We start from the raw sequence: 22,815 nt of genomic DNA on the forward strand, positions 1-22,815 counted from the left end.
AAGCTCGACGCCGCAGACGCCGGATCACAACCCCATCGGGAGTTCCTGGTCCAGCTGGCCGTACTCGCGAATGGCCGGCAGCAACGCCTCGTCTGCAAACGCGCAGCCCGTGGCGACCGGATCGATCTGGCCGCGCGACTCGCTGCCGCCCCGGTGGCCACCGGACTGGCGCAGCACCGCCAGCATCGGCTCGTAGCCGCACCGCCAGGCAGTCACGTCGCCGAATCGCTGTCGCAGCGTCTTCAGTATCTGCATGCCGGCGAAATCGAGATCGCCCCAGAAATGACACGGGCCCGCGGGTTCACCCGCATCGAACCACCAGCGCTCGAAAGCAGCCCGCGCATCCGCCGCGCCGGCGCCCGCAAAGTGCAGCAATGCGCCGGAGCGCGCGCGGATGCGCAGTGCGGAACTGCGAAATCCGGAGGCATACACCAGCGCCAGATCCTGCGCCTGCGCCGGCGTGCCGCGCGCGGCGGCGGTGTACGTATCCTGATTCTCGATGAAGAGGATGCCGTCGGCGCGCGCCGGCAGATGCACGGCGACGACGATGGGACGATCGAGCACGTCGAGCTGCGGGAACAGCGCGGCCACCAGATCGCCGCGTTCGTCCAGCACCTTGGAATCGCCCCAGAACGCGAAGGCGCTCAGCTGTCGCAGCGTCGCCGGACCGGCGATGTCCGCACTGCGGGCCAGGGCCGCCACGACTTCATCCGGCGTGCGGTCGCCGATGACGATGCGCCGGCTCAGCAATGCCGCACCGCCATCGGCGAATGCCAGCGCATGAGACAGCACCGCGCGACGCCACGCCTGCATCGCGCGTTCGGTCGGCGCGCGGCCGAGCCAGGCGCGCAGTATCTCTTCCGACTCCGGAGCGAATGCGACCTTCGCGGCCTGCCATTCGGGGTCATAGACACTGCGCCGTCCGCTGCGGATCGACAGTACGCCGTATCGCTTCAGCATCTGCAGCAACGCCCAGCGCTGGTCGGCCGCCGCATCGGCGCTGGCCAGCGACGGCAGATGTTCTTCGACCTTGAATACGATCGACTTCTGGCGCGTCTCGCCGGACTGATGATCGAAGCGGTCCAGGACCGCATTCAGCAGCGCGAGCAGTTCCGGCTCGTCATCCAGCCAGACCGGCCGCGCGTCCATCAGCGCGATCCGGCAGGCTGCGCTTCCAGCACGTCGTCCATGAAATCCATTTCCGCCTGCTGCTGCACCGTGCGGCGATGCTGCGCCCACAGCGCCTTGATGCGTTCCTGGTTGCACTGCTTGCGATCCACCAGCACACGCGTGTGCAGTTCGCCGCGCGGCGCGCTCGGCACTTTCGCGAACACGAACTCGTTGCTGATGAGATCCATGAACGGGCCGCACTTGCTGGTCGGCATGATGAACAGCAGCTGCAGGCCGAGCGTGCGGGTCAGGTAGTCGATGACTTCGCGCGAACGGGTCTCGTCCATTTTCGAGAAGGCCTCGTCCACCAGCACCATGCGCAGGTGATTGACGCCTTCGGTATAGCGCAGCGCCGAGGTGATGCTGGCGGCGCGGATGATGTAGGCCGGCGTTTCGAGCTGGCCGCCGCTGCCGGTGCCGTACTCGGACAGCGCGATCGGCGGCTTGCCTTCGACTTCCTTGTAGATCTCGTAGCGATAGTAGTTGCGGTAGTCGGCGATGCGTTCCAGTTCGCGCTGCGACTTCTGTTCGTCTTCGCCGAGCAGCAGCGACATGAGCGCATCGCGCACCGCGGCCGACTTCGCCGACAGCTTGCTCTCGAACAGGGTGTCGCCCTCGACGCCGGGATTGCGCACGACGTCCTCGAAGAAGCGTGCGTAGTCGCGATATTCGGGCACCCACTCGGCGGCGAAGCGGAAGTGTTCGCGATCCGAGCCGAAGCGATGCCCTTCCAGCTCCTTGTTGAGCAGATCCAGGTGGCGCTTGCCCTCGCTGATGGCCTGGTGGATTTCCTGGCACAGATGCGAGACGAAGGCATTGTTGAAGCTCAGCTTCAACTGCTGCAGCTGCGCGTGTTTTTCCACCAGCACGTTGTTGCGGAGAATGTTGTAGACGCGGTCGATCTCGCGGCGCAGTCCGCAGATGCCGTCGAACAACGCGGCGTCGTAGGTGCCGATAAAGCTCGTGTAGACGATGGCGTCCGAGGGACGCGTCGTGCGGCGATTGTGTTCCTGCAGGGTCTCGCCCATGGCCCGTTCGGACTTCATGAGCCGGGCGGTGACTTCTTCGCGCAGCGCCTCGGCGCGGGTCAGGTCGATCGATTGCGATTCCTGCGCGGCGTAGCGCAGGCGCGCGTCGAGATCGAACTCCGGCCAGCCGGTATGCAGGACGCGCAGTTGATCCTCGGCTGCCTGCATCTGATCCTGCGCGGTGTCCTTCTGTTCGCCGAGCGTTTCGATGCGGCGCGCGAGCGTCGTCATCTCGTGATCGAGTTCGCCGCGATGCTTGTTGAGCGCACCGATGCGCGACCACAGGTCGCGCTCCTCGCCCTGCAGCCGCTGCAACTGTTCGTCGAGCGACTTCCAGGCGCCGACGTCGAGCTGCGCCAGCAGCATGTCGATGGCGCGGATGTCGCGATGCGTCGCCAGCACGGCGCCGAGTCCATCGGCGTAGGTCACCGGCTGGAGTCGATCCACGGCGTCGAGCAGGCGCGCGGTTTCCTGCATCTGGTCGTTCGCTTCCTGGCGGGAGCGCAGCAACTGTTCGAGTTCCTGGCGGCGCGCGTTCAGTGCGCGTTCCCGCGCGGCGGCGCCGAACACCAGATCGGCGTCGGCGATGTCGCAGCGGAACATGGCGTAGTTGCCGGAGCCCATGCCGTCGGCGGTCACGCCGCGCGCGGTCTGGCGCAGTTCTTCGGCGGTGTCGACCCGCACGACGCCGCCATAGCTCGCTGTGATGTACGCCTGCGCCACGCCGTGGGTGAACTTCAATACATGGACGATCGATGCCGACTGCAGATTGACGCGCGACGCGTCGCGCAGCGCCTTCGCGCCCTGGATCACGCGGGCGCGATTGTCGCGGCCCGGCATCGCACGCACGATGCGGATGGCGTCGGCCTCGTAGTCGGCATCGACGATGATGCCGAAGCGCGCGCCGCCGATGTAACCCTCGATGGCCGACTGCCAGCGCACGTCGGTGACTTCGATGTGATCGCACAGCACGCGCGCATCGGCCTTCGGGCATTGCGCGCGGATCGCCGCCAGCGCCCGCTCGACGTAGATGGGATACACCGTCTGTTTCGCTTCGAGTCGTTCGATCTCCTGCTGCTTCTGCTGGCACTGACCCGCCAGCGTTTCATAGCGGCGACGGCGCGCGCCATGCGCATCGGCGAGCTGATCGCGCCGCGTGAGCTGGTCCGGCTGCGCCAGACGCCAGTGATCCGCGAGTTCGTTGTGCGCGCGCTGCGCATTGCGTGCGAGCTGCAGGTGCTGTTCCAGCATCGTCAGGTCGCCGGTCAGATCCTTCTGCAGGAAGCTCGACAGATCGACGTCGCCGACCTTGTCGAACGAACGCGCCTGCTCGACCAGACGCCGGCCCTGCATGTCGGCGAGATGCGGCAGCTCCGCCAGCAGCGACGGCGACGCGAGCAATTGCGCGAGGCTGCGCGCCGCCTGCAGGTTGCGCTGCAGCTGCTGGTCCTGACCGAGCAGTTCGCGCACGGTTTCCGTCAGTTTTCCCGTCAGCGATTTCTGGTCGCGCTCCAGCTGATCCTTGCGCCGCAGCGGCTCGACGTTCTCGCGCTGCGCCTCCAGTCGTACCACCGCGCTGTGCACCTGTTCACGCTGCTGTTCGATCGCGGCGAGTTCGTCGATGTTGTCCTTGACCTGGCGCGTCACCGCATCGCGCTCGCTGCGCGCTTTCAGATAGTGCTCCTGACGCTGCCGGTAATCGGCCTGCGCCAGCGAATAGTCGAGCGTCACGCGCTCGATCCAGCCTTCGATGTAGGACTGCGCGTGGTGCCCCGCCTGCTCCAGCAGTGCCGCGCTTTCCTTGTAGGCCTGCGCTTCGCGCTCCATGTCGTGAATGGTCTTGAGCTGGCTCGACACCGAACGCACGGCTTCGCCGAGATCCTTGCGTTCGAGAACTTCGTCAGCGACGAACTGCGTGATGCTGCTGACCGGCTTGTAGGCCATGAAGCGCGAGAACGCGCGGGCCGCCGCCATCGCTTCGCGTTCGGCGACGGAATCCTTCTTGCCGCGCAGCGCCGCATACAGCCGGCGCAGGTAGGCGCGCTTCTGGTCGTAGCGTTCGACGGATTTCTTGCCGAAGCGCGTGATCAGCGACTTTTCGATGTCGTCCAGCAGCGCGACCTGCTGTTTCGCGACGAACGCATCCAGCCCCAGTTCGATGCCCGGCAGCACGAAGAACGCGATCTGGTCTTCGCGGGCCAGCGGCTGCTTGCCCGAGGCATCGAGCCACGCCCGCACCGCGATGACCGCAGTGAACGGTTCGGCGGACTCGCCCTGCGTCGGATGGAACACGGCGGCGATGTAGCCATCCGTCGGCTGCGTTCTCGCGTAGCTGCCGTCATCGCAGCCGAGAATGTAGGACGCGAGCGTGCGCACGCGCTTGCCGCCGCGGCCGCGCTGCGTCGTCTCCTCCTGGCCGGGGTTGTAGTGGAACAGGTTCTCGTGCGCCGCCGTCATCAGGGTCTGCAGCGCATCGGCAGCCGTCGTCTTGCCCGAGCCGTTCGCGCCCGAGAACAGGTTGATCGGCCCCATGGCGAATTCGCCGTTGGGAATGTTGCCCCAGTTGATCAGGACGAGCGTCTTAAGAAACACGCGCTGCTCCGTTCTCGGCGGCCGGCGGCTGCAACGCCTGGATGGCCTCGGTGCCGACGAAGTCGACGATCATCGGATGAATGCGGATCCAGGCTTCGACCTGCTCCAGGTCCTCCTCGTCGCGATAGTCGATCAGTCGCAGCTTGCGCAGCCGCTTGAACACCTCACGCCGGTCTGACAGTCGCTCCGGCATGCTGCGATTCAGCCACTTCTTCATCGCGAGGCTGATGGCTTCGAGCGGTTCGGCGGCATAGCCGTGCTCGTCGATCTTGCCCTCGCGCACGGCTTTGTCGTACTGCGCACGCAGCACCAGCACGACGGCGACTTCGTTCTGCGTGAGCAGCGCGCGCAGGCTGCCGCCGAAGGCGTGCTCTTCGGCGAAGTCCATGCCGGGCGTGCGGCTGCCGGGCGGATACAGGCGCACGTATTCGAAGCGCCGGTCGTGATGCACCTGGATCGCCTGCAGCGCCAGGATTTCCGTGACCAGCTCTTCGATGCGCACGAAGCGATCGTAGAGGTCGCGCACGGTCTGCGAGTCGTCACGCACCAGCACGCCGTAGTTGAGCAGGCGCACCAGCAGCTCCTGCAGCTGATCGACGCTGATGGCGCTCGCTCCGAGGCGGTCTTCGATGTAGCTCTGCAGGTTCATGCGGTCGGTCGTTCCTCGATCACGCGAATGACGAACTCGTCCATGGCGTCGTAGTACTCCGTGCGCAGGCGCCGGCCGGTTTCGACGACTTCGAAACGATAGCCCGCGTTCGCGCCCCAGCCGGAGGCGCCGGCCTCGATGGCATGGGCCGCATACAGCAATTCGCGCGCATCGCGCACCGGCAGGCTGGCCGTGCGCACTTCGTGGCCGCCGGCCAGCGAATCGACCAGGTAGCCGTACAGCTCGCGATTGTTCACGGCGAAGGCGCGCTCCAGCGCCTGCTCGATGAACAGCCGGCGCCGCGCCTGCGGATCGTCCTGCACGGATTCGATGCTGCGATCGATGACGCGGCGGCGTTCGGCGTTGTGGAGCCGCAGGCGATCGGGATCGACGAAGCCGACTTCCAGCACCGCCATGTGCTCGGCGGCGGCGGCGAACGCCTGCTCCTGCTGTTCCGGCGTCTGCTTCGACAACTCATCGAAGGCATCCAGCAGCAGGTGCTGGCTGGCTTCGGAGAAGCTCAACTGCCGCAGCAGGATGTCGGCGCGTCGAGTGAAGCCATGCAGAGAGTTGCGCAGCGCCGGCAGCATGGTGTCGGCCGCGCTGTGCAGGCGGTTCTCGATCTGGTTCAGCACCTGCACGTAGACGGAATCGCGCGGACCGGTCACGAGTTCGGGCGCAATACGGCGCAGCTCGCGCTCGACATTGGCCTTGGTGTCGCGGCGCTGCGCCCGCGCGCGGCGCAACAGTCCGTCCAGTTCCTCGCGATACTTGATGACGCTGTCTTCGGAAAAGCGCACCGCGAGGTCGGGCATGAAGCGCTTTTCCATGAAATCGAAGAATTCGTCCGAGGCGCGCTGCACGAGCTGCTGCGCCTCGACGTCGCGGATCAGCTCGCGCTTGCGCTCTTCGAGTTCGGCGATGACGTCGGAAAAATCCGAGACGATGCGTTCGGAGTATTCGTAGGCGTCGAGCAGGTTGGATGCCTCGTGTTCGGGCTTGTCGAGAAAGGAACGCAGCGCGTTGCAGGTGTTTCGGGTATTGCGATGACGCGTACGGAACCGCCCGCCCTCCAGCTCGTGCATCGGCTGCGTGAACAGCCGGCCGATGCGCGAAAACGCATAGGTGCTGGTCAGCGTCACTTCGTCGACGTGGCGTTCGAGCCAGCCGTATTCGAGCAGCAGGTTCAGCATCCAGCCAGCCTGTTCGCGGTCGCCGCGCACCGGCAGCACCGTGTCGTCCTCCGACGCATCCAGCACGGGCGTGCGGGTGATCGCTTCCTGGAACACTTCCATCACCAGATCGCGCTGCACGATGCGGCTGTAGTCGGCTAGCGAGCTGTAGAGGCGCGCATACAGCGCGCGCAGACAGGCCATCACCTGCTCGCGGTACTTGCCGGTGAGCGGGCGGAAGAAGTGCAGCCGCTGGTCCGCGAAGAATGCTGCGGAAGTTTCCATCAGATGGCGCGGCGTTCCCGGGTCATCAGACGATCGTCACAAACGATCCATAGCCGCGCAATGCTTCATCGTTCGTCAGCAGGATCATCGGCTCGACCGAAGCCTGTGCGGCCAGCATGCGATCGAATGGATCCTTGTGCAATGCAGGGAGTTTCGCGACTTTGACGGCGTGCTCGGCGGTGATGGGCAACAGCATGAAGCCAGCAGGCTCAATCGCCTCAAGAATCTGATCTGGGTCAGCGTCGAGCTTTCCCAGTCCGACCTTGATGCTTATCTCCCAGATCGACGCAGCGCTGACATAGACCTCGGCTGCGGAGATTTGCTTGCGGGTTGCTGCAGAGAGCCTGTCTGGCTGTGCGAGCGCCCAGAGCAGTAGATGCGTATCAAGCAGCAGGCGCATTGTCAGCGCCCGTCGAACGCCGACAGTTCGTCGTCGCTCAGCGGCGCGTTGAAATCCTCGGGAATCTTCAGCTTGCCCTTCAGCAGGCCGAATTTCTTGGGTCGAACGATGCCTTGAATAGGAGAAAGACGCGCCATGGGCTTGCCCGCCTTGGCAATGATGACCTCCGCCCCTGCTGCAACGTCGTCGACGATGCGCGACAGGTGCGTCTTGGCTTCATGGATGTTGACGGTGCTGCTCATGAGGGTACGGCTGCGGCTGTGAACTAACCTTAGTTTAGTGGTCGCGCTTCGTTCCAGACAAGACCGAGACGCCAAAAAGAAAGCCCCGCTTGCGCGGGGCTTTCCGGAGCTTCCAGCTCTTTTCCGGCTCTGGCCAGCAGGCCAGTTTGCCGGCAGGCCCGTTGGCCTGAATTACATATCCATTCCGCCCATTCCACCCATGCCGCCCGGGGCGCCATGAGCGTGGTCGGCTTCTTCCTTCGGCGCCTCGGCGATCATCACCTCGGTCGTCAGGAGCAGGCCGGCGACCGACGCTGCGTTCTGCAGTGCCAGGCGCGTGACCTTGGTCGGATCCAGGATGCCGAGCTCGAGCATGTCGCCGTACTCGCTGGTTGCAGCGTTGTAGCCGTACGTGCCCTTGCCTTCCTTCACCTTCGCCAGCACGACCGCGGCGTCTTCGCCGGCGTTCGTGACGATCTGGCGCAGCGGCTCTTCGATCGAACGCGACAGGATGCGGATGCCGAACTGCTGATCTTCGTTCTTGGCTTCGAGCTTCTCGACGGCCTTCTGAGCGCGGATCAGGGCAACGCCACCGCCAGGGACCACGCCTTCTTCAACGGCGGCACGGGTTGCGTGCAGCGCGTCTTCGACGCGGGCCTTCTTTTCCTTCATTTCGATTTCGGTGGCAGCGCCGACCTTGATCACGGCAACACCGCCGGAGAGCTTCGCAACGCGTTCCTGCAGCTTTTCCTTGTCGTAGTCGGACGTCGCGTCCTTGATCTGCTGGTTGATCTGCTCGATGCGGGCCTTGATCTCCGAGCTCTTGCCCTTGCCGTCGATGATGGTGCTGTTTTCCTTCTCGACGACGATCTTCTTGGCTTCGCCGAGGTCGTTCAGCGTCGCCTTTTCGAGCGACAATCCGACCTCATCAGAAATTACGGTGCCGCCGGTGAGGATCGCGATGTCCTGCAGCATGGCCTTGCGGCGATCGCCGAAGCCCGGCGCCTTGACGGCAGCCACCTTGACGATGCCACGGATCGTGTTGACGACCAGCGTTGCCAGGGCTTCGCCTTCGACGTCTTCAGCGACGATCAGCAGCGGACGGCCGGCCTTCGCGATGCCTTCGAGCAGCGGCAGCATTTCGCGGACGTTGGAGATCTTCTTCTCGTACAGGAGGATGTACGGGTTGTCGTGCTCCGAGGTCTGCGCCTGCTGGTTGTTGATGAAATACGGCGAGAGGTAGCCGCGGTCGAACTGCATGCCCTCGACGACGTCGAGTTCGTTCTGCAGGCCCGAGCCTTCTTCAACGGTGATCACGCCGGCCTTGCCGACCTTTTCCATCGCGTCGGCGATGGTCTTGCCGATCGATTCATCCGAGTTCGCGGAGATCGTGCCGACCTGCGCGATGGCCTTCTGGTCCTTGCAGGGCTTGGAGAGCTTCTTCAGCTCTTCGACGGCGGCGGCGACGCCGGCGTCGATGCCGCGCTTCAGGTCCATCGGGTTGGCGCCAGCGGCGACAGCCTTCAGGCCTTCACGGACGATGGCCTGGGCGAGCACGGTGGCGGTGGTCGTACCGTCGCCGGCTTCGTCAGAGGTGTTGGAAGCAACTTCCTTCACCATCTGCGCGCCCATGTTTTCGAACTTGTCCTTGAGCTCGATTTCCTTCGCGACCGACACACCGTCCTTCGTGACGGTGGGGGCGCCGAAGCTCTTCTCGAGCACCGCATTGCGGCCCTTGGGGCCGAGCGTCGCCTTGACGGCGTTTGCCAGGATGTTCACACCCTTGAGCATGCGCGCGCGGGCGTCATCGCTGAAACGTACTTCTTTAGCAGCCATTTGAGTTCAACCTCTGATTCAGAAAATTCTGTGCGATGGAAGGAGAAGCGATTACTTCTCGATGACGGCCATCACGTCTTCTTCGCGCATGACGAGAAGCTCTTCGCCGTCGACCTTCACTTCCGTGCCGCTGTACTTGCCGAACAGGATGTTGTCGCCGACCTTGACGTCGAGCGGACGAACATTGCCGTCTTCGAGGATCTTGCCCTTGCCCACGGCGATGACCTTGCCCTTGATGGGCTTCTCGGTCGCGGAGTCAGGGATCACGATGCCGCCCGGGGAGGTGCGCTCCTCGTCGAGACGCTTGATGATCACGCGATCGTGCAATGGACGAATCTTCAGCTTGTCAGCCATAACTCAAACCTCGAATTAAGGTCTTGATGGATAGGAAACGAATCGGGATTCGCTCGGGTGGCGGCCCCGTCGGAACCGGCGTTAGCACTCACCCTTGGCGGCTGCTAATCATAGGGGGCGACTTTTTAATTTCAAGCCGAGTTTCCATGGGACGTGGGTGACACCCGCGGGATCGCACCGCTATCCTCGCGGCCCCGGCGATGGCACTAAATCCATGACCGATCAAGTAATTGTGGTGCTTTCGACCTGTCCCGACGCCGCCACGGCGCAACGGCTGGCCGAGACGCTGGTCACCGAACGGCTGGCCACCTGCGTCAATCGCATCGAAGGCGTGCGGTCGACTTATGTCTGGCAGGACGAGCTTCAGGACGATCCCGAGGTGCTTCTGGTCATCAAGACCACGGCGGGACGGGTTGGCGAACTTGAGGCGCGGCTCAAGGCCCTGCACCCCTATGAGCTTCCAGAATGGCTGATCCTGCCCGTGAGCGGCGGGAACGAACGATATCTGGAGTGGGTCCGACAGGGCGTTACGGATAAGGACGGAAGATGAAGACAGGCCGACTGGCGACTGGCGGCTGGCAACTGGCCAGAACCGGATTGATGCTGCTGGCATTGGCGATCACCGGGCCATCCTTTGCAAAGGACGACTTCCTGCGCCCCGAGGACGCCTACAAGTACACGACCCGGATCGAGAACGATCAGCTCATCGTCAGCTGGACCATCGAGAAGGGCTACTACCTCTACAAGAAGAAGATGGGCGTAGCCTCGACGATGTCGACCGTGCAGAGCGGCGAGCCCCTCTGGCCCAAGGGCGAGGCGCACAGCGACGAATACTTCGGCGAGCAGGAGATCTATCGCGGCAAGGTCGATGTCCCCGTACCGCTCACCTTCCACTCAGGACGACCGGACAAGCTCGCCGTCGAACTGAAACTGCAGGGCTGCGCGGATGCGGGGCTCTGCTATCCGCCGCTGAAATGGAAGACCGAAGTCGTCGTGCCGGCTGCGGCCGCAGGCGGCGCGGATCTGAAATCCTTCCTCAAACCAAAGGCATCCAACGACGAATTCCTGCCGCCCGACCAGGCGTTCCGCTTCGGCGCGGGCATGGAACGGCCCGACTCGGTGGCGCTCACCTGGATCATCGCCGACGGCTACTACCTCTATAAGCACCGCATCTCGGTCACCAGCGATACGTCGAACGTGCAACTCGGCCAGTTGCAGTTGCCGCAGGGCGATCCGAAGCACGACGAGTTCTTCGGCGATACCGAGGTCTATCACGAGGTGCTCGAAGCCAGCCTGCCCATCGCGCGGGCAGCGGGGTCGACGGGAACACTCACACTCAATGTCACCTATCAGGGCTGCGCCGAGGGCGGGCTCTGCTACAACCCGATCACCAAGACGGTCGCGGTGGAGTTGCTGCCGACCGACGCCGCCACCACGCTGCCTGCAGCGGTGGAAAAGCCTTCGGCGGGCGCGCCGCTGGTGGCGGAGCAGGATCGTCTGGCCTCGGCACTGCAGGGCGACAATCTCATGTACGCACTGCTGACGTTCTTCGGCGCCGGGCTGCTGCTGTCGCTGACACCTTGCGTACTGCCGATGATCCCGATCCTGTCCGGCATCATCGTCGGCCAGGGCGAGAACGTGACCCGCAAACGCAGCTTCGCCCTCGCCTTCACCTACGTGCAGGGCATGGCGCTGACCTACGCCGCGGCCGGCGCGATCTTCGTGCTCGCCTTCAAGCAGGCGCCCCAGGCGTTCTTCCAGCAGCCCTGGATCATCACGCTGATGGTGCTGCTGTTCGTGGCGCTGGCGTTCGCGATGTTCGGTGCCTACACGCTGCAGATGCCGGCGGCGCTACAGACCCGTCTCACCGACGTCAGCAACCAGCAGAAGTCGGGCACCTACATCGGCACGTTCATCATGGGGGCGCTGTCGGCGCTGGTCGTCACGGCGTGCGTTGCGCCGGCCATCATCGCGGCGCTGTCGGTGATCAGCCAGTCGCGCCAGATCCTGCGCGGTGCCGCGGCGCTGTACGCGACGGGACTCGGCATGGGCGTGCCGTTGCTGATCGTCGGCGCCTCGGCAGGAACGCTGCTGCCGAAGGCGGGGCCGTGGATGGACACGGTCAAGCAGCTCTTCGGCGTGCTGTTCCTCGGCGTTGCGATCTATCTCGCGCAGCCGCTGCTGCCGGATGCATTCACGATGCTGCTGTGGTCGGCGCTCGCCGGCATCGCCGGTTTCTGGATCTTTTCGCTCAAGGGCCGCAGCGGCCAACCGATCGCCTCGCCCGTGCGCGCCGTCGGGCTCATGGCACTGGTCTACGGCATCCTGCTGTTGATCGGCGCCGCCTCCGGTAATCACGATCCGCTGCAGCCGCTGGGGAATCTGCGCCTCGGCGGCGGAACGACGCTGGCTGCGCAGGCAGATCACGGCCTCGCTTTTCAACGCATCAAGTCCGTCGCCGATCTCGATCGCGAAGTCGCTGCCGCCACTGCAGCCGGCAAGCCCGTGATGCTCGATTTCTATGCGGACTGGTGCGTCGCCTGCAAGGAAATGGAGAAATACACCTTCACCGACGCCGGCGTGCAGGCGGCCCTGAGCGGCGCCGTGCTGCTGCAGGCCGACATCACCGCCAACGACGAAGACGACAAGGCGCTGCTGGCCCGTTTCGAGATCTTCGGCCCGCCGACCATCGCCTTCTTCACGTCCGCGGGAGTCGAACGCAGGAACTTCCGGCTGGTAGGATTCACCCCCGCCGAGCGTTTCCGCGACCATGTCGTGGCGGCCTTCGCGGCCGGTTAGTCCGTTCAGAAGCGGGAGCCGCAATAAAAAGAGGCATAAAAGAAATACTCGAAAATCCCTGCTTTCCGAGCAGCGAATTTTCCTTTTCTTTTTTTCCTCTTTTATACGGCTCTCGTCTCCTCTCTCCGCCGAGGTTCCGCGTGAAAGCAGTCGTCTATGTCGCCGTTGCGGTCGTGGCCGCCGCCGCCGGGTTCGCCATCTATCGCTATGGCATCGCCCCGCAGGTCGTGCCGGAAGCTGCGCCGGTGACCGCGGCAGCGCCTGAACCTGCGGAAGCGAAAATCCCCACCGATCTGCCCGATTTCACGCTGGAGGATCGCGAAGGCACCCCGAGGTCGATCCGCTCGTGGACCGGCAAATCGATGATCGTGAACTTCTGGGCCACCTGGTGTGCGCCGTGCCGCCGCGAAATCCCGCTGCTGCGCGAGATCAACAAGGCGCATGAAGCGGAGGGCTTCCAGGTCGTGGGCGTCGCGGTGGATTTCCGCGATGACGTGCTCAAGTACGCGACCGAGATCGGGATCGACTACCCGATCCTGATCGGCGAGCAGGACGGCCTCGACGCGGTCAACAGCTTCGGCATGGGGTCGATCGGCTTTCCCTTCACCGTCTTCACCGACAATCAGGGCCGCATCGTCCTGACCCATCTCGGGGAGCTGACGAAGCCCCAGTCGGCCGTCATGATCGATGCCGTGAAGCGGGTAAACAGCGGCGAACTCACCCCCGCCGCGGCCCGCACCGTTGCCGCCGACCAACTGGACGAGATCAAGCCGGCCGAGGGCTGAACCCCGGCCCTGTCGCCCGGCAACGCCTGCCTTTGCCGCGAAAGCATCGCTAAAGCGACAGAAAACTGATACAAATCGCCGCCATCTCCGGCTAAGTGACCTGACGAGCCCGCTCGACACACGGCTTATGGCCCACCTTTTGCTCCTCAATGGCCCGAATCTGAACCTGCTCGGTACGCGCGAGCCGGGCCTCTATGGGGCGGTCACCCTGGACCAGATCACGGCCCGGATGACCCAGATCGCCGCGGAATCCGGCCATCACCTGTCCGCCTTCCAGAGCAATTCGGAAGCGGAACTGATCGGCCAGATCCATGAAGCGCCGGGCACGCATGTCGCCTTCATCATTTTCAATCCGGCTGCACTGACCCACACCAGCATCGCCCTGCGCGATGCCCTGCTGGGCGTGAAGATTCCCTTCATCGAAGTGCACCTGAGCAACGTTCACGCGAGGGAGGCCTTCCGGCATCACTCGTATTTCTCCGACATTGCTGTCGGCACCATCACCGGACTGGGTGCTTTCGGGTACGAGCTGGCGCTGCGCGCCGCAGCTCATCACCTCGCCGCCCACAGCCGCAAATAGGAAAAGAACAAAGAGGACATCGCATGGATATCCGCAAGGTAAAGAAACTCATCGAACTGCTCGAAGAATCGGGCATCGCAGAAATCGAGATCAGCGAAGGGGAAGAGTCGGTACGCATCAGCCGCTATCCCCCGGGCGGCGGCGCCGCTGCACCGGTGGTGCACTACGCAGCCGCGCCGGCTGCTGCGCCGATCGCTGCACCCGCAGTCGCTCCCGTTGCAGCCGCCGCGCCGGCCGTCGCCGCGCGCAATGACCACACCGTGACGGCGCCGATGGTGGGCACGTTCTATTCGGCTCCCACGCCCGGCGCCAAGTCGTTCGTCGACATCGGCAGCGAAGTGAACGTCGGCGACACGCTCTGCATCATCGAAGCCATGAAGATGATGAACCAGATCGAGTCCGACAAGGCCGGCAAGGTGACGGCCGTGCTGGTGAAGAACGGCGAGCCGGTCGAGTTCGGCCAGCCTCTCTTCATCATCGAGTAAGAGCCGAAGAATTTCACACGGAGTTCACGGAGATCACGGAGTCGAAACGGCAGAACCGCAAGAGAGGCCTTCCCCTCATCGGAAAACTCCGTGAACTCCGTGAACTCCGTGTGAACTCTTAAAAGATCTCACACCCATGCTTGAAAAAGTCGTCATCGCCAATCGCGGCGAAATCGCGCTTCGCATCCTGCGCGCGTGCCGCGAACTCGGCATCAAGACGGTGGCCGTGCATTCGACCGCCGATTTCAACCAGAAGCACGTGCTGCTCGCGGACGAGTCCGTCTGCATCGGGCCGCCGGCGTCGAAAGAAAGCTATCTCAACATGCCGGCGATCATCAGCGCCGCGGAAGTGACCGACTCGGTGGCGATCCATCCGGGCTATGGCTTCCTTTCCGAGAATGCGGATTTCGCCGAGCGCGTCGAGAAGAGCGGTTTCATCTTCGTCGGCCCGAAGCCGGAAACGATCCGCATGATGGGCGACAAGGTGTCGGCGATCCGCGTGATGAAGGCGGCCGGCGTGCCGTGCGTGCCGGGATCGGACGGCCCGATCGGCACGGACAACGATGAAACTTTCCGTATCGCGCGCGAGATCGGCTACCCGGTGATCATCAAGGCGTCGGGCGGCGGCGGTGGCCGCGGCATGCGCGTCGTGCACAGCGATGCGACGCTGCTCAATGCCATCAATGTGACGCAGGCGGAAGCCCTGGCGGCCTTCGGCAACCCCGAGGTCTACATGGAGAAGTTCCTCGAAAAGCCGCGCCACATCGAGATCCAGGTGCTGGCCGATCACTACGGCAACGTCATTCACCTGGGCGAGCGCGACTGCTCGCTGCAGCGCCGCCACCAGAAGGTCATCGAGGAAGCGCCTGCGCCCGGCATCACCCCGAAGCAGCGCAAGGCGATCGGCGATCGCTGCATCGCCGCCTGCCGCGACGTCGGTTATCGCGGCGCGGGCACGCTGGAATTCCTCTACCAGGACGGCGAGTTCTATTTCATCGAAATGAACACGCGCGTGCAGGTCGAGCATCCGGTGTCGGAACTCATCACGGGCATCGACATCGTGAAGGCGCAGTTGCGCATCGCCGCCGGCGAACAGCTGCCCTGGACCCAGAACGACATCCAGATCCGCGGCCACGCGATCGAATGCCGCATCAACGCCGAAGATCCGAAAGGATTCATTCCTTCGCCCGGCCCGGTGAAGCTGTTCCATCCGCCCGGCGGTCCCGGCATCCGCGTCGACAGCCATCTGTACAGCGGCTATGTCGTACCGCCGTTCTACGACTCGATGATCGGCAAGGTGATCGCCTACGGCGAAGACCGCGATACCGCCATTGCGCGCATGAAGAACGCGCTGTCGGAGATGGTGATCGAAGGCATCAAGACCAACATCCCGCTGCACCAGGAAATCTTCAATCACGCGGCGTTCAAGGCCGGCGGACTGGATATTCACTATCTGGAGCGGAGACTCGGCATCAAGTGACGACGGTGACGACAGTCACCATGCCCTTTCTCCAACTCACCTTCCCCGTCGGCTCGGCCGATCCCGAGCCTTTCGAAGACGCGCTGCTCGCCGCCGGCGCCGTGTCTCTCACGCTCGAGGACGCGGCAGACAATCCGGTGCTGGAGCCGGCGCCGGGCACGACGCCGCTGTGGCCGAGCGTCAGGATCAAGGCGCTGTTCGATGCCGGCGCCGATCCGCTGGTCATCGAAGCGCTGTTGCGATCGCAACTGGGAGCGCGTCTGCCGGCGCTGCAGTTCGAAACGCTCGACGACCGGCCCTGGGAACGCGAGTGGCTCAAGGACTTCCGGCCGATGCGCTTCGGCCGGCGACTGTGGATCTGCCCGGCGGGGATGCGACCGGAACAACTGGAGACAGCCCCCACCCTGCCCTCCCCCGCAAGCGGAGGAGGGGAAGAACGCGCGCCTCTCGCACCCGTTTTCCTGGACCTCGATCCCGGCCTCGCCTTCGGCACCGGCACACATCCCACCACGGCGCTATGCCTCACCTGGCTCGATGGCGCGGAGCTTCGCGACAGAACGGTGATCGACTACGGCTGCGGCTCCGGCATCCTGGCGATTGCCGCCCTGAAACTCGGCGCACGTTCTGCCCTGGGCGTCGACATCGATCCGCAGGCAGTGATCGCCACGCGCGACAACGCGGCTCGCAACGAAGTCGCCGAGCGCCTCGCGGTCTGCACGGTGGCAGAGATGGCCGCGGAACCGGCAGACGTCGTGCTGGCCAACATCCTTGCCGAACCGCTCACGACGCTCGCCGCAACGCTGGCTTCGCTCGTCAAACCCGGCGGCCGCATCGTGCTGTCCGGCCTGTTGACCGAGCAAGCCGAACGGGTGGCGACGCACTACACACCATGGTTTGATATCGCCCCCGTAAGCGTGCACGACGGTTGGGCACGCATCGACGGCATTCGAAAGGACCGCGCTTGCTGACCCAGTGCCCCAGTTGCCAGACCATATTTCGCATCACCAGCGAAATCCTGCGCGTCGCGCATGGTCAGGTGCGGTGCGGGCGCTGCCACACGCAGTTCGATGCGCTGGCACGGCTGATCGAAGAGAACGAAGTCGAAGAGACCAGTTCCGGCCGCTACGTGAAGCCGGAGCCGCCTGCCGCCGCCATCGAAGTCGACGAACCGCCGGCGCAGGAAGACATCACGCTCGAAGGCCGGCACATCGAAATCACCGGCACCTATCGCGTGATGGACGATCCGGAAGATCCGCAGATCCGCCAGGAAGTCACGGAGGAATGGGTCGACCTCGACGAGGTGGACGAGGAAATCCTCGACGAACCGCCGGCTGACGACGGTATCGAGGTTTCCGAACACGACGCAGACATCGACGAATTCGAGGCGGTCGAAGAGGTCGACGAAGAAGGGATTTCGGCGCCGCCCGCCGACGAATCCGAGCAGCAACGCTTTGCGCGGCGCCTCGCGTCGGGACGGCAACGCGTACTGGAAGAATCGACGTCGGACGAGGAACTGCACGCGCTCGCCGGGCGATCGGGCGCGACGCGTACGCCACTGCTATGGAGCATTCTCGCCGCACCGCTCGTGCTGGCGCTGCTGGCCCAGTTCGTCCATCACTATCGTGCGGATTTCGCCCGCAATCCGACGCTCGGGCCGCTCGTCGTGCGTATCTACGAAACCTTCGGCATCCAGCTGACGCCCGACTGGCAATTGCATGCGTACGAAGTGAAGCAGTGGGGCGTCGTCTCCGACGCCTCGCAGCCGGGCACGCTCAAGGTGCGGGCGAGCGTCACGAATCGGGCCGGCTTCCCGCAGCCTTATCCCTTGCTGAAGCTGATGCTGGAAGACCGCTGGGGCGACCAGGTCCGCGCCCGCGAATTCGAGCCGGCGGAATATCTCGACCCCGGCACGCCGACCAACCGCCTGCTGCCGCCCGGCCAGCCGACGAACGCCACGATCACCATCGTGGATCCCGGTCCCGACGCCGAAGGCTTCCGCTTCGACATCTGCCTGCGGAGCAGGACGAATGCGGTGGTGTGTGCGTCGGAAGTACCGCAGTAGGTAAGCTGCCTCCATGCGCATCGGCCCCTACCAGCTCCCGAACAACCTCGCGCTCGCGCCCATGGCCGGCGTGACGGATCTGCCGTTCCGGTTGTTGTGCCGGCGCATGGGAGCGGGAATTGCTGCGGGAGAAATGCTGACTTCCGATGTGCGTTTATGGCACACCGAGAAATCGCGACGGCGCATGGATCACAGCGGCGAGTCCGAACCGCGCGTCGTACAGATCGCCGGCGGCGATCCGGAAATGATGGTCGAAGCCGCGCAGCGCAATGTCGATGCCGGCGCGCAGATCATCGACATCAACATGGGTTGTCCGGCCAAGAAGGTCTGCAACAAGGCTGCGGGCTCCGCGTTGATGCGGGATGAGCCGCTGGTGCGCCAGATCCTCGAAACCGTTGTCAAGGCAGTCGATGTGCCGGTCACGCTGAAGATGCGCACCGGCTGGGACGCGACGACGCGCAATGCAGTCGCCATTGCCCGCATGGCGCAGGACATCGGCATTCAGGCGCTGGCGGTCCACGGCAGAACGCGCGCGTGCATGTATCAGGGAAATGCCGAGTACGAAACGATCCGCGCCGTCAAACAAAGCGTTGCGATTCCGATTTTTGCCAATGGCGACATCGACTCGCCGCACAAGGCGAAGCTTGTACTTGAACAAACGGGCGCAGACGGCCTGATGATCGGACGCAGCGCACAAGGCCGTCCGTGGATTTTTCGCGAGATCGAAACGTATTTGCGCGACGGCATCGTCAGCAACGAGCCTTCCATCGCGGAAGTACGTGATATCATGCTCACCCATTTGCGCGACCTGCATGCTTTCTATGGGGAAGACGTCGGAGTCCGGGTCGCGCGCAAACACATTGATTGGTATGCCAAGGGCCGCGCGAGTGCGCATGCCCTGCGACATGCCTTGATGCAGGCAACAGACGCGCGATCACAACTCGATCAGGCCCGGGCGTATTTCGATGCGCTTGCCGATGCCCAGGAGAAGTTGAACGACGCGGCTTGATGCCCGCAGATCCTGGAACGAATTGGCGGAGAGCCCATGGCGCCGAAGAAAAAAACGAGAGCTCGCAGAGAGCCGATTGTCCGACCCGCCGCTTCCCGCGCAGTGCCGCTGCGCACGATGACTGCGGAAGCCCTGAACTCCTACTTCGAGTCGCTGAACGGTCACAAGCCGGGTCAGCTGTACGATCTCGTGCTGCGCGAGGTTGAAGAACCGCTGTTCCGCGCCGTGCTGGATTACGCGGCAGGCAACCAGAGCCGCGCTGCGGACATTCTCGGCATCAATCGCGGCACGCTGCGCAAGAAGCTGAAGACGTATGGGCTCGCGAACTGATGTTCGCGAGCCGGTGACGATGGTCACGAGGGTGACGAAAGTGACGTAGGTCAGTACGAATTCCATCCGAACCCTCGTCACTTCCGTGACTTTCGTCACTCGTGTCACTCCTGATCTCACCATGACTCAACCCATCCGCCGCGCCCTCCTCAGCGTTTCCAACAAGGACGGCCTTGTCGATTTTGCTCGCGCATTGCACCAGCGCGGCGTGGTCATTCTTTCGACGGGTGGCACGGCCTCGCTGCTGGAAAAGAACGGCGTGCCGGTGACCGAAGTCTCGGCGCATACGGGCTTTCCGGAAATCATGGATGGCCGGGTCAAGACGCTGCATCCGAAGATCCACGGCGGATTGCTCGGGCGGCGCAACGTCGACGACGCCGTAATGAAAACGCACGGCATCGATCCGATCGATCTGCTGGTGGTGAACCTGTATCCGTTCGCGGCGACGATCGCGAAGCCGGATTGCACCTTCGAAGACGCGATCGAAAACATCGACATCGGCGGCCCGGCGATGGTGCGCGCGGCGGCCAAGAATCACGATCGCGTCGCCGTCGTCGTCGATCCGCTCGACTACAGCGTCCTCCTCGATGAGCTCACCGCCGACGGCGGCGTCTCGGAACAGACGCGCAAGCGGCTCGCCGCGAAAGCTTTCGCACATACGGCGAGCTACGACTCCGCCGTCGCCAGCTACCTCGGCCGCGTCACCGAAAGCGCCTCCGCGGAATTCCCGCAGTCGCTCGCCCTGCATTTCCGCAAGCGCATCGACCTGCGCTACGGCGAAAACCCGCATCAGACTGGCGCGTTCTATACCGTCGCCGATGCCCAGGGCGCCAGCATCGGCAGCGCGACCCAGCTGCAGGGCAAGGTTCTTTCGTACAACAACATCGCCGACGGCGACACGGCCTTCGAATGCGTGCGCCAGTTCGACGAACCGGCTTGCGTCATCGTCAAGCACGCCAATCCCTGCGGCGTCGCCATCGCCGCCGACACGCTCGCGGCTTACGACAAGGCATTCAAGACCGATCCCACCTCCGCTTTCGGCGGCATCATCGCGTTCAATCGCCCGCTCACCGCCAATGTTGCGCGCGCCATCGTCGAGCGTCAGTTCGTCGAACTGATCATTGCGCCGGAAGTCGATGCCGAAGCCCTGGAAATCTGCGCGCGCAAGGAGAACGTGCGCGTGCTGTCGACCGGTGGCCTCAAGCCCAGCAACCTGCGTCATGAATACCGCAGCGTCAACGGCGGCCTGCTGGTGCAGACGCGCGATGAAGGCATGGTCGCGAAGGCCGACCTGAAAGTGGTCACGAAGCGCCAGCCCACCGCCGCCGAACTCGACGATCTGCTCTTCGCCTGGCGCGTGTGCAAGTACGTCAAGTCGAACGCCATCATCTACGTGCGCGATCGCATGACGCTCGGCGTCGGCGCCGGCCAGATGAGCCGCGTCGTGTCGAGCCGCATCGCGGCGATGAAGGCGAAGGACGAAGGCCTCGTCGTGCAGGGCGCCGCGATGGCCTCCGATGCCTTCTTCCCGTTCCGTGACGGCCTCGATGTCGCGGCAGAGTTCGGCATCAAGGCCGTGATCCAGCCCGGCGGTTCGATCCGCGACAACGAAGTCATCGCCGCCGCCGACGAGCACGGCATGGCGATGGTGTTCACGGGGATGAGGCATTTCAGGCATTGAACGAGCCGCGGGCAACTGGCTGCTGGCGACTGGCCAGACTGCGGTTCTGACTTGTCTGAGAGGGCCAGTACCATTGATCGCACTGCAGGGAAATTCGATGCCAACTCGTCTCTTCACATTCTGGCCAGCCGCCAGTCGCCAGTCGCCAGCCGCCGGTGCGCGGAGAGCGCGATGAAAGTCCTCATCATCGGTTCCGGCGGCCGCGAACACGCCCTCGCCTGGAAAGTTGTGCAGTCACCTCGCGTCGCTGCGGTGTTCGTCGCCCCTGGCAATGCGGGCACCGCGCTCGAACCGCGCGTGAAGAACGTCGATATCGCATCCGACGATGTTCCGGCGCTGGTTGCATTCGCGAAGCAGGAACAGATCGACCTGACCATCGTCGGCCCCGAAGCACCGCTGGTCATCGGCGTGACCGACGCCTTCGAATCGGCAGGACTGAAGTGCTTCGGGCCGCGCAAGGCGGCGGCGCAGCTCGAAGGTTCGAAAGCCTTCACCAAGGACTTCCTCACGCGCCACGGCATTCCGACAGCGGCGTTCGCGACGTTCACGAAATCCAGTTTCGATCCCTCCTGGGTTCGCGCGCAGCGCGCGCCGCTGGTGGTGAAGGCCGACGGCCTCGCGGCCGGCAAGGGCGTGATCATCTGCGAAACCCAGGAAGAAGCCGTGCGCAGCGCGCAGGCGATGTTCGAGGGTCAGTTCGGCGCCGCGGGCGACAAGGTCGTCGTCGAAGAATTTCTCGAAGGCGAGGAAGCGAGCTTCATCGCCATCGTCAGCGGCACCGACATCCTGCCGCTCGCCACCTCGCAGGATCACAAGCGCCGCGACGATGCGGATCAGGGTCCGAACACGGGCGGCATGGGCGCTTACTCGCCCGCGCCCGTCGTGACCCCCGAGATCCACGCACGAGTCATGCGCGAAGTGATGGAACCGACAGTGCGCGGCTTGATCAGCGACGGCACGCCCTACTGCGGTTTTCTGTATGCGGGCCTGATGATCGCACCCGACGGCACGCCCAACGTGCTCGAATTCAATTGCCGCTTCGGCGATCCGGAAACGCAGCCGATCATGGCGCGCCTGAAATCGGATCTCACCGGCCTGTGCGAAGCTGCACTCGCGGGAAAGCTCGCTGAGGTAGCGGCCGAATGGGACGAACGCGCCGCCGTCGGCGTCGTGCTCGCTGCGGGCGGTTATCCCGACCATTACCGCAAGGGCGACGTCATTCATGGACTCGACGCCGCGGCGCAATTGCCGGGGAAAGTCTTTCACGCGGGCACGAAGCTCGTCGACGGCAAGGTCATGACCAACGGCGGCCGCATCCTGTGCGCCGTCGGTCTTGGTGAATCAGTGAGCGAATCCCAACAGAACGCCTACGCCCTCGTCGATCGCATCCACTGGGACGGCATCCAGTTCCGTCGCGATATCGGGTATCGGGCGATCGCGAGGGAGAACAGAGGGAAGTAACTGAAGAGAAAGAGAATGGCCGCAAAAAGGCGCAAGAGACTCAAAAATCAGAGCCTGGAATCTCTGATTTGAGATCTTTGCGCCTTTTTGCGGCCATTTCTTCCTTATTCTGCCCGGCGCGCCTTCACATCCACCTCGAAACTCACCACCACGCTGCCGCCGTTCGCCAGCTCGAACGCACGTTCGAGCCCATCGCGGCTCGGCAGCGACTGCGACAACGTTTCCAGATCGGCGCGCGGGATGGTGAGCCACAGTCCCGTGGGATCGCTGTCGAGCGACCAGCCGCCGATCGCGGCGGGGCGGACGTTCACGCGGAACACATGATTGCGCGGCAGCGCGACGTTGAGCGTCAGCGCGCGCGAGGACAGCAGCGTATCGAATTCGCCGCGGGAGACGCGGATGCGAACGGCACCCTCTGCGAGTCGGACGTTCACGC

The 22,815-nt window shown here is 64.1% G+C and carries 21 protein-coding genes; 12 read left to right on the forward strand and 9 right to left on the reverse strand.

Annotated features, from left to right (window positions below; translation table 11 throughout):
• Window positions 1-24: 24 nt before the first annotated feature.
• From V7D81_RS14320 to groES, 8 genes are all read right to left on the reverse strand, one after another.
• Entirely contained in the window at window positions 25-1,149 is a 1,125-nt protein-coding gene (locus tag V7D81_RS14320) for a Wadjet anti-phage system protein JetD domain-containing protein (RefSeq protein ID WP_324317390.1), read from the reverse strand.
• Window positions 1,149-4,790 (reverse strand): ATP-binding protein, encoded by a 3,642-nt coding sequence (locus tag V7D81_RS14325; RefSeq protein ID WP_324317392.1) that lies wholly within the window; start codon window positions 4,788-4,790, stop codon window positions 1,149-1,151. Before V7D81_RS14325 ends, V7D81_RS14320 begins: the two co-directional genes overlap by 1 nt.
• Entirely contained in the window at window positions 4,780-5,439 is a 660-nt protein-coding gene (locus V7D81_RS14330; protein WP_324317394.1) for a DUF4194 domain-containing protein, read from the reverse strand. The genes V7D81_RS14325 and V7D81_RS14330 overlap by 11 nt, the downstream gene beginning before the upstream one ends.
• Window positions 5,436-6,896 carry a Wadjet anti-phage system protein JetA family protein gene (locus tag V7D81_RS14335; RefSeq protein ID WP_324317396.1) on the reverse strand — a complete coding sequence of 487 codons (1,461 nt, stop codon included), beginning with the start codon at window positions 6,894-6,896 and terminating at the stop codon, window positions 5,436-5,438. The genes V7D81_RS14330 and V7D81_RS14335 overlap by 4 nt, the downstream gene beginning before the upstream one ends.
• 25 nt (window positions 6,897-6,921) lie before the next feature.
• On the reverse strand, window positions 6,922-7,296 hold the full coding sequence (locus V7D81_RS14340; protein ID WP_324317398.1) for a type II toxin-antitoxin system VapC family toxin: 375 nt from the start codon (window positions 7,294-7,296) through the stop codon (window positions 6,922-6,924).
• A gap of 2 nt (window positions 7,297-7,298) precedes the next feature.
• A complete protein-coding gene (locus tag V7D81_RS14345) occupies window positions 7,299-7,538 on the reverse strand; it encodes a type II toxin-antitoxin system Phd/YefM family antitoxin (protein WP_324317400.1) in 240 nt (79 codons plus the stop codon).
• 171 nt (window positions 7,539-7,709) lie between these two features.
• Complete coding sequence (groL, locus tag V7D81_RS14350) at window positions 7,710-9,353, reverse strand: chaperonin GroEL (RefSeq protein WP_324317402.1); 1,644 nt, start codon at window positions 9,351-9,353, stop codon at window positions 7,710-7,712.
• Between the two features lie 51 nt (window positions 9,354-9,404).
• On the reverse strand, window positions 9,405-9,695 hold the full coding sequence (gene groES, locus V7D81_RS14355; protein WP_324317450.1) for a co-chaperone GroES: 291 nt from the start codon (window positions 9,693-9,695) through the stop codon (window positions 9,405-9,407).
• 226 nt (window positions 9,696-9,921) lie between these two features.
• Here groES and cutA point away from each other — a divergent pair, with 226 nt between their 5' ends.
• The 12 genes from cutA (at window position 9,922) to purD (ending at window position 22,379) form a co-directional block, all read left to right on the forward strand.
• Window positions 9,922-10,257 (forward strand): divalent-cation tolerance protein CutA, encoded by a 336-nt coding sequence (gene cutA, locus V7D81_RS14360; protein ID WP_324317404.1) that lies wholly within the window; start codon window positions 9,922-9,924, stop codon window positions 10,255-10,257.
• Entirely contained in the window at window positions 10,254-12,506 is a 2,253-nt protein-coding gene (locus V7D81_RS14365; protein WP_324317406.1) for a protein-disulfide reductase DsbD, read from the forward strand. Before cutA ends, V7D81_RS14365 begins: the two co-directional genes overlap by 4 nt.
• Window positions 12,507-12,679: 173 nt before the next feature.
• Entirely contained in the window at window positions 12,680-13,291 is a 612-nt protein-coding gene (locus V7D81_RS14370; protein WP_324317408.1) for a TlpA family protein disulfide reductase, read from the forward strand.
• Window positions 13,292-13,418: 127 nt separating this feature from the next.
• Window positions 13,419-13,871 (forward strand): type II 3-dehydroquinate dehydratase, encoded by a 453-nt coding sequence (gene aroQ, locus V7D81_RS14375; protein WP_324317410.1) that lies wholly within the window; start codon window positions 13,419-13,421, stop codon window positions 13,869-13,871.
• Window positions 13,872-13,894: 23 nt separating this feature from the next.
• Window positions 13,895-14,356: an acetyl-CoA carboxylase biotin carboxyl carrier protein gene (gene accB, locus V7D81_RS14380; protein WP_324317412.1), complete on the forward strand. Its 462-nt coding sequence runs from the start codon at window positions 13,895-13,897 to the stop codon at window positions 14,354-14,356.
• Window positions 14,357-14,492: 136 nt separating this feature from the next.
• Window positions 14,493-15,836 carry an acetyl-CoA carboxylase biotin carboxylase subunit gene (accC, locus tag V7D81_RS14385; protein WP_324317414.1) on the forward strand — a complete coding sequence of 448 codons (1,344 nt, stop codon included), beginning with the start codon at window positions 14,493-14,495 and terminating at the stop codon, window positions 15,834-15,836.
• A gap of 20 nt (window positions 15,837-15,856) precedes the next feature.
• Window positions 15,857-16,804 (forward strand): 50S ribosomal protein L11 methyltransferase, encoded by a 948-nt coding sequence (gene prmA, locus V7D81_RS14390; RefSeq protein WP_324317416.1) that lies wholly within the window; start codon window positions 15,857-15,859, stop codon window positions 16,802-16,804.
• Window positions 16,798-17,898: a DUF3426 domain-containing protein gene (locus V7D81_RS14395; protein WP_324317418.1), complete on the forward strand. Its 1,101-nt coding sequence runs from the start codon at window positions 16,798-16,800 to the stop codon at window positions 17,896-17,898. Before prmA ends, V7D81_RS14395 begins: the two co-directional genes overlap by 7 nt.
• A 13-nt stretch (window positions 17,899-17,911) precedes the next feature.
• A complete protein-coding gene (gene dusB / locus V7D81_RS14400) occupies window positions 17,912-18,907 on the forward strand; it encodes a tRNA dihydrouridine synthase DusB (RefSeq protein WP_324317420.1) in 996 nt (331 codons plus the stop codon).
• Between the two features lie 36 nt (window positions 18,908-18,943).
• Window positions 18,944-19,237 (forward strand): DNA-binding transcriptional regulator Fis, encoded by a 294-nt coding sequence (gene fis / locus V7D81_RS14405; RefSeq protein WP_324317422.1) that lies wholly within the window; start codon window positions 18,944-18,946, stop codon window positions 19,235-19,237.
• A gap of 121 nt (window positions 19,238-19,358) precedes the next feature.
• Entirely contained in the window at window positions 19,359-20,918 is a 1,560-nt protein-coding gene (purH, locus tag V7D81_RS14410; protein ID WP_324317424.1) for a bifunctional phosphoribosylaminoimidazolecarboxamide formyltransferase/IMP cyclohydrolase, read from the forward strand.
• A 171-nt stretch (window positions 20,919-21,089) separates the two neighbouring features.
• The gene (gene purD, locus V7D81_RS14415; RefSeq protein WP_324317426.1) at window positions 21,090-22,379 is read left to right on the forward strand and encodes a phosphoribosylamine--glycine ligase; all 1,290 of its coding nucleotides are present in this window, start codon (window positions 21,090-21,092) and stop codon (window positions 22,377-22,379) included.
• 104 nt (window positions 22,380-22,483) lie between these two features.
• Here purD and V7D81_RS14420 read toward each other — a convergent pair whose 3' ends face one another.
• Window positions 22,484-22,813, reverse strand: a complete 330-nt coding sequence (locus V7D81_RS14420; RefSeq protein ID WP_324317428.1) for a hypothetical protein — start codon at window positions 22,811-22,813, stop codon at window positions 22,484-22,486.
• Window positions 22,814-22,815: the final 2 nt, after the last annotated feature.

Origin of the sequence: Povalibacter sp. (genome assembly GCF_036735925.1) — a bacterium.
Lineage (GTDB): Bacteria > Pseudomonadota > Gammaproteobacteria > Steroidobacterales > Steroidobacteraceae > Steroidobacter.

Coding starts and splice junctions, on each gene's coding strand:
- V7D81_RS14320 (WP_324317390.1), bottom strand. CDS start 1,149: ATGGACGCGCGGCCGGTCTGGCTGGATGACGAGCCGGAACTGCTCGCG.
- V7D81_RS14330 (WP_324317394.1), bottom strand. CDS start 5,439: ATGAACCTGCAGAGCTACATCGAAGACCGCCTCGGAGCGAGCGCCATC.
- V7D81_RS14335 (WP_324317396.1), bottom strand. CDS start 6,896: ATGGAAACTTCCGCAGCATTCTTCGCGGACCAGCGGCTGCACTTCTTC.
- V7D81_RS14340 (WP_324317398.1), bottom strand. CDS start 7,296: ATGCGCCTGCTGCTTGATACGCATCTACTGCTCTGGGCGCTCGCACAG.
- V7D81_RS14345 (WP_324317400.1), bottom strand. CDS start 7,538: ATGAGCAGCACCGTCAACATCCATGAAGCCAAGACGCACCTGTCGCGC.
- groL (WP_324317402.1), bottom strand. CDS start 9,353: ATGGCTGCTAAAGAAGTACGTTTCAGCGATGACGCCCGCGCGCGCATG.
- cutA (WP_324317404.1), top strand. CDS start 9,922: ATGACCGATCAAGTAATTGTGGTGCTTTCGACCTGTCCCGACGCCGCC.
- V7D81_RS14365 (WP_324317406.1), top strand. CDS start 10,254: ATGAAGACAGGCCGACTGGCGACTGGCGGCTGGCAACTGGCCAGAACC.
- aroQ (WP_324317410.1), top strand. CDS start 13,419: ATGGCCCACCTTTTGCTCCTCAATGGCCCGAATCTGAACCTGCTCGGT.
- accB (WP_324317412.1), top strand. CDS start 13,895: ATGGATATCCGCAAGGTAAAGAAACTCATCGAACTGCTCGAAGAATCG.
- accC (WP_324317414.1), top strand. CDS start 14,493: ATGCTTGAAAAAGTCGTCATCGCCAATCGCGGCGAAATCGCGCTTCGC.
- prmA (WP_324317416.1), top strand. CDS start 15,857: ATGCCCTTTCTCCAACTCACCTTCCCCGTCGGCTCGGCCGATCCCGAG.
- dusB (WP_324317420.1), top strand. CDS start 17,912: ATGCGCATCGGCCCCTACCAGCTCCCGAACAACCTCGCGCTCGCGCCC.
- fis (WP_324317422.1), top strand. CDS start 18,944: ATGGCGCCGAAGAAAAAAACGAGAGCTCGCAGAGAGCCGATTGTCCGA.
- purH (WP_324317424.1), top strand. CDS start 19,359: ATGACTCAACCCATCCGCCGCGCCCTCCTCAGCGTTTCCAACAAGGAC.
- purD (WP_324317426.1), top strand. CDS start 21,090: ATGAAAGTCCTCATCATCGGTTCCGGCGGCCGCGAACACGCCCTCGCC.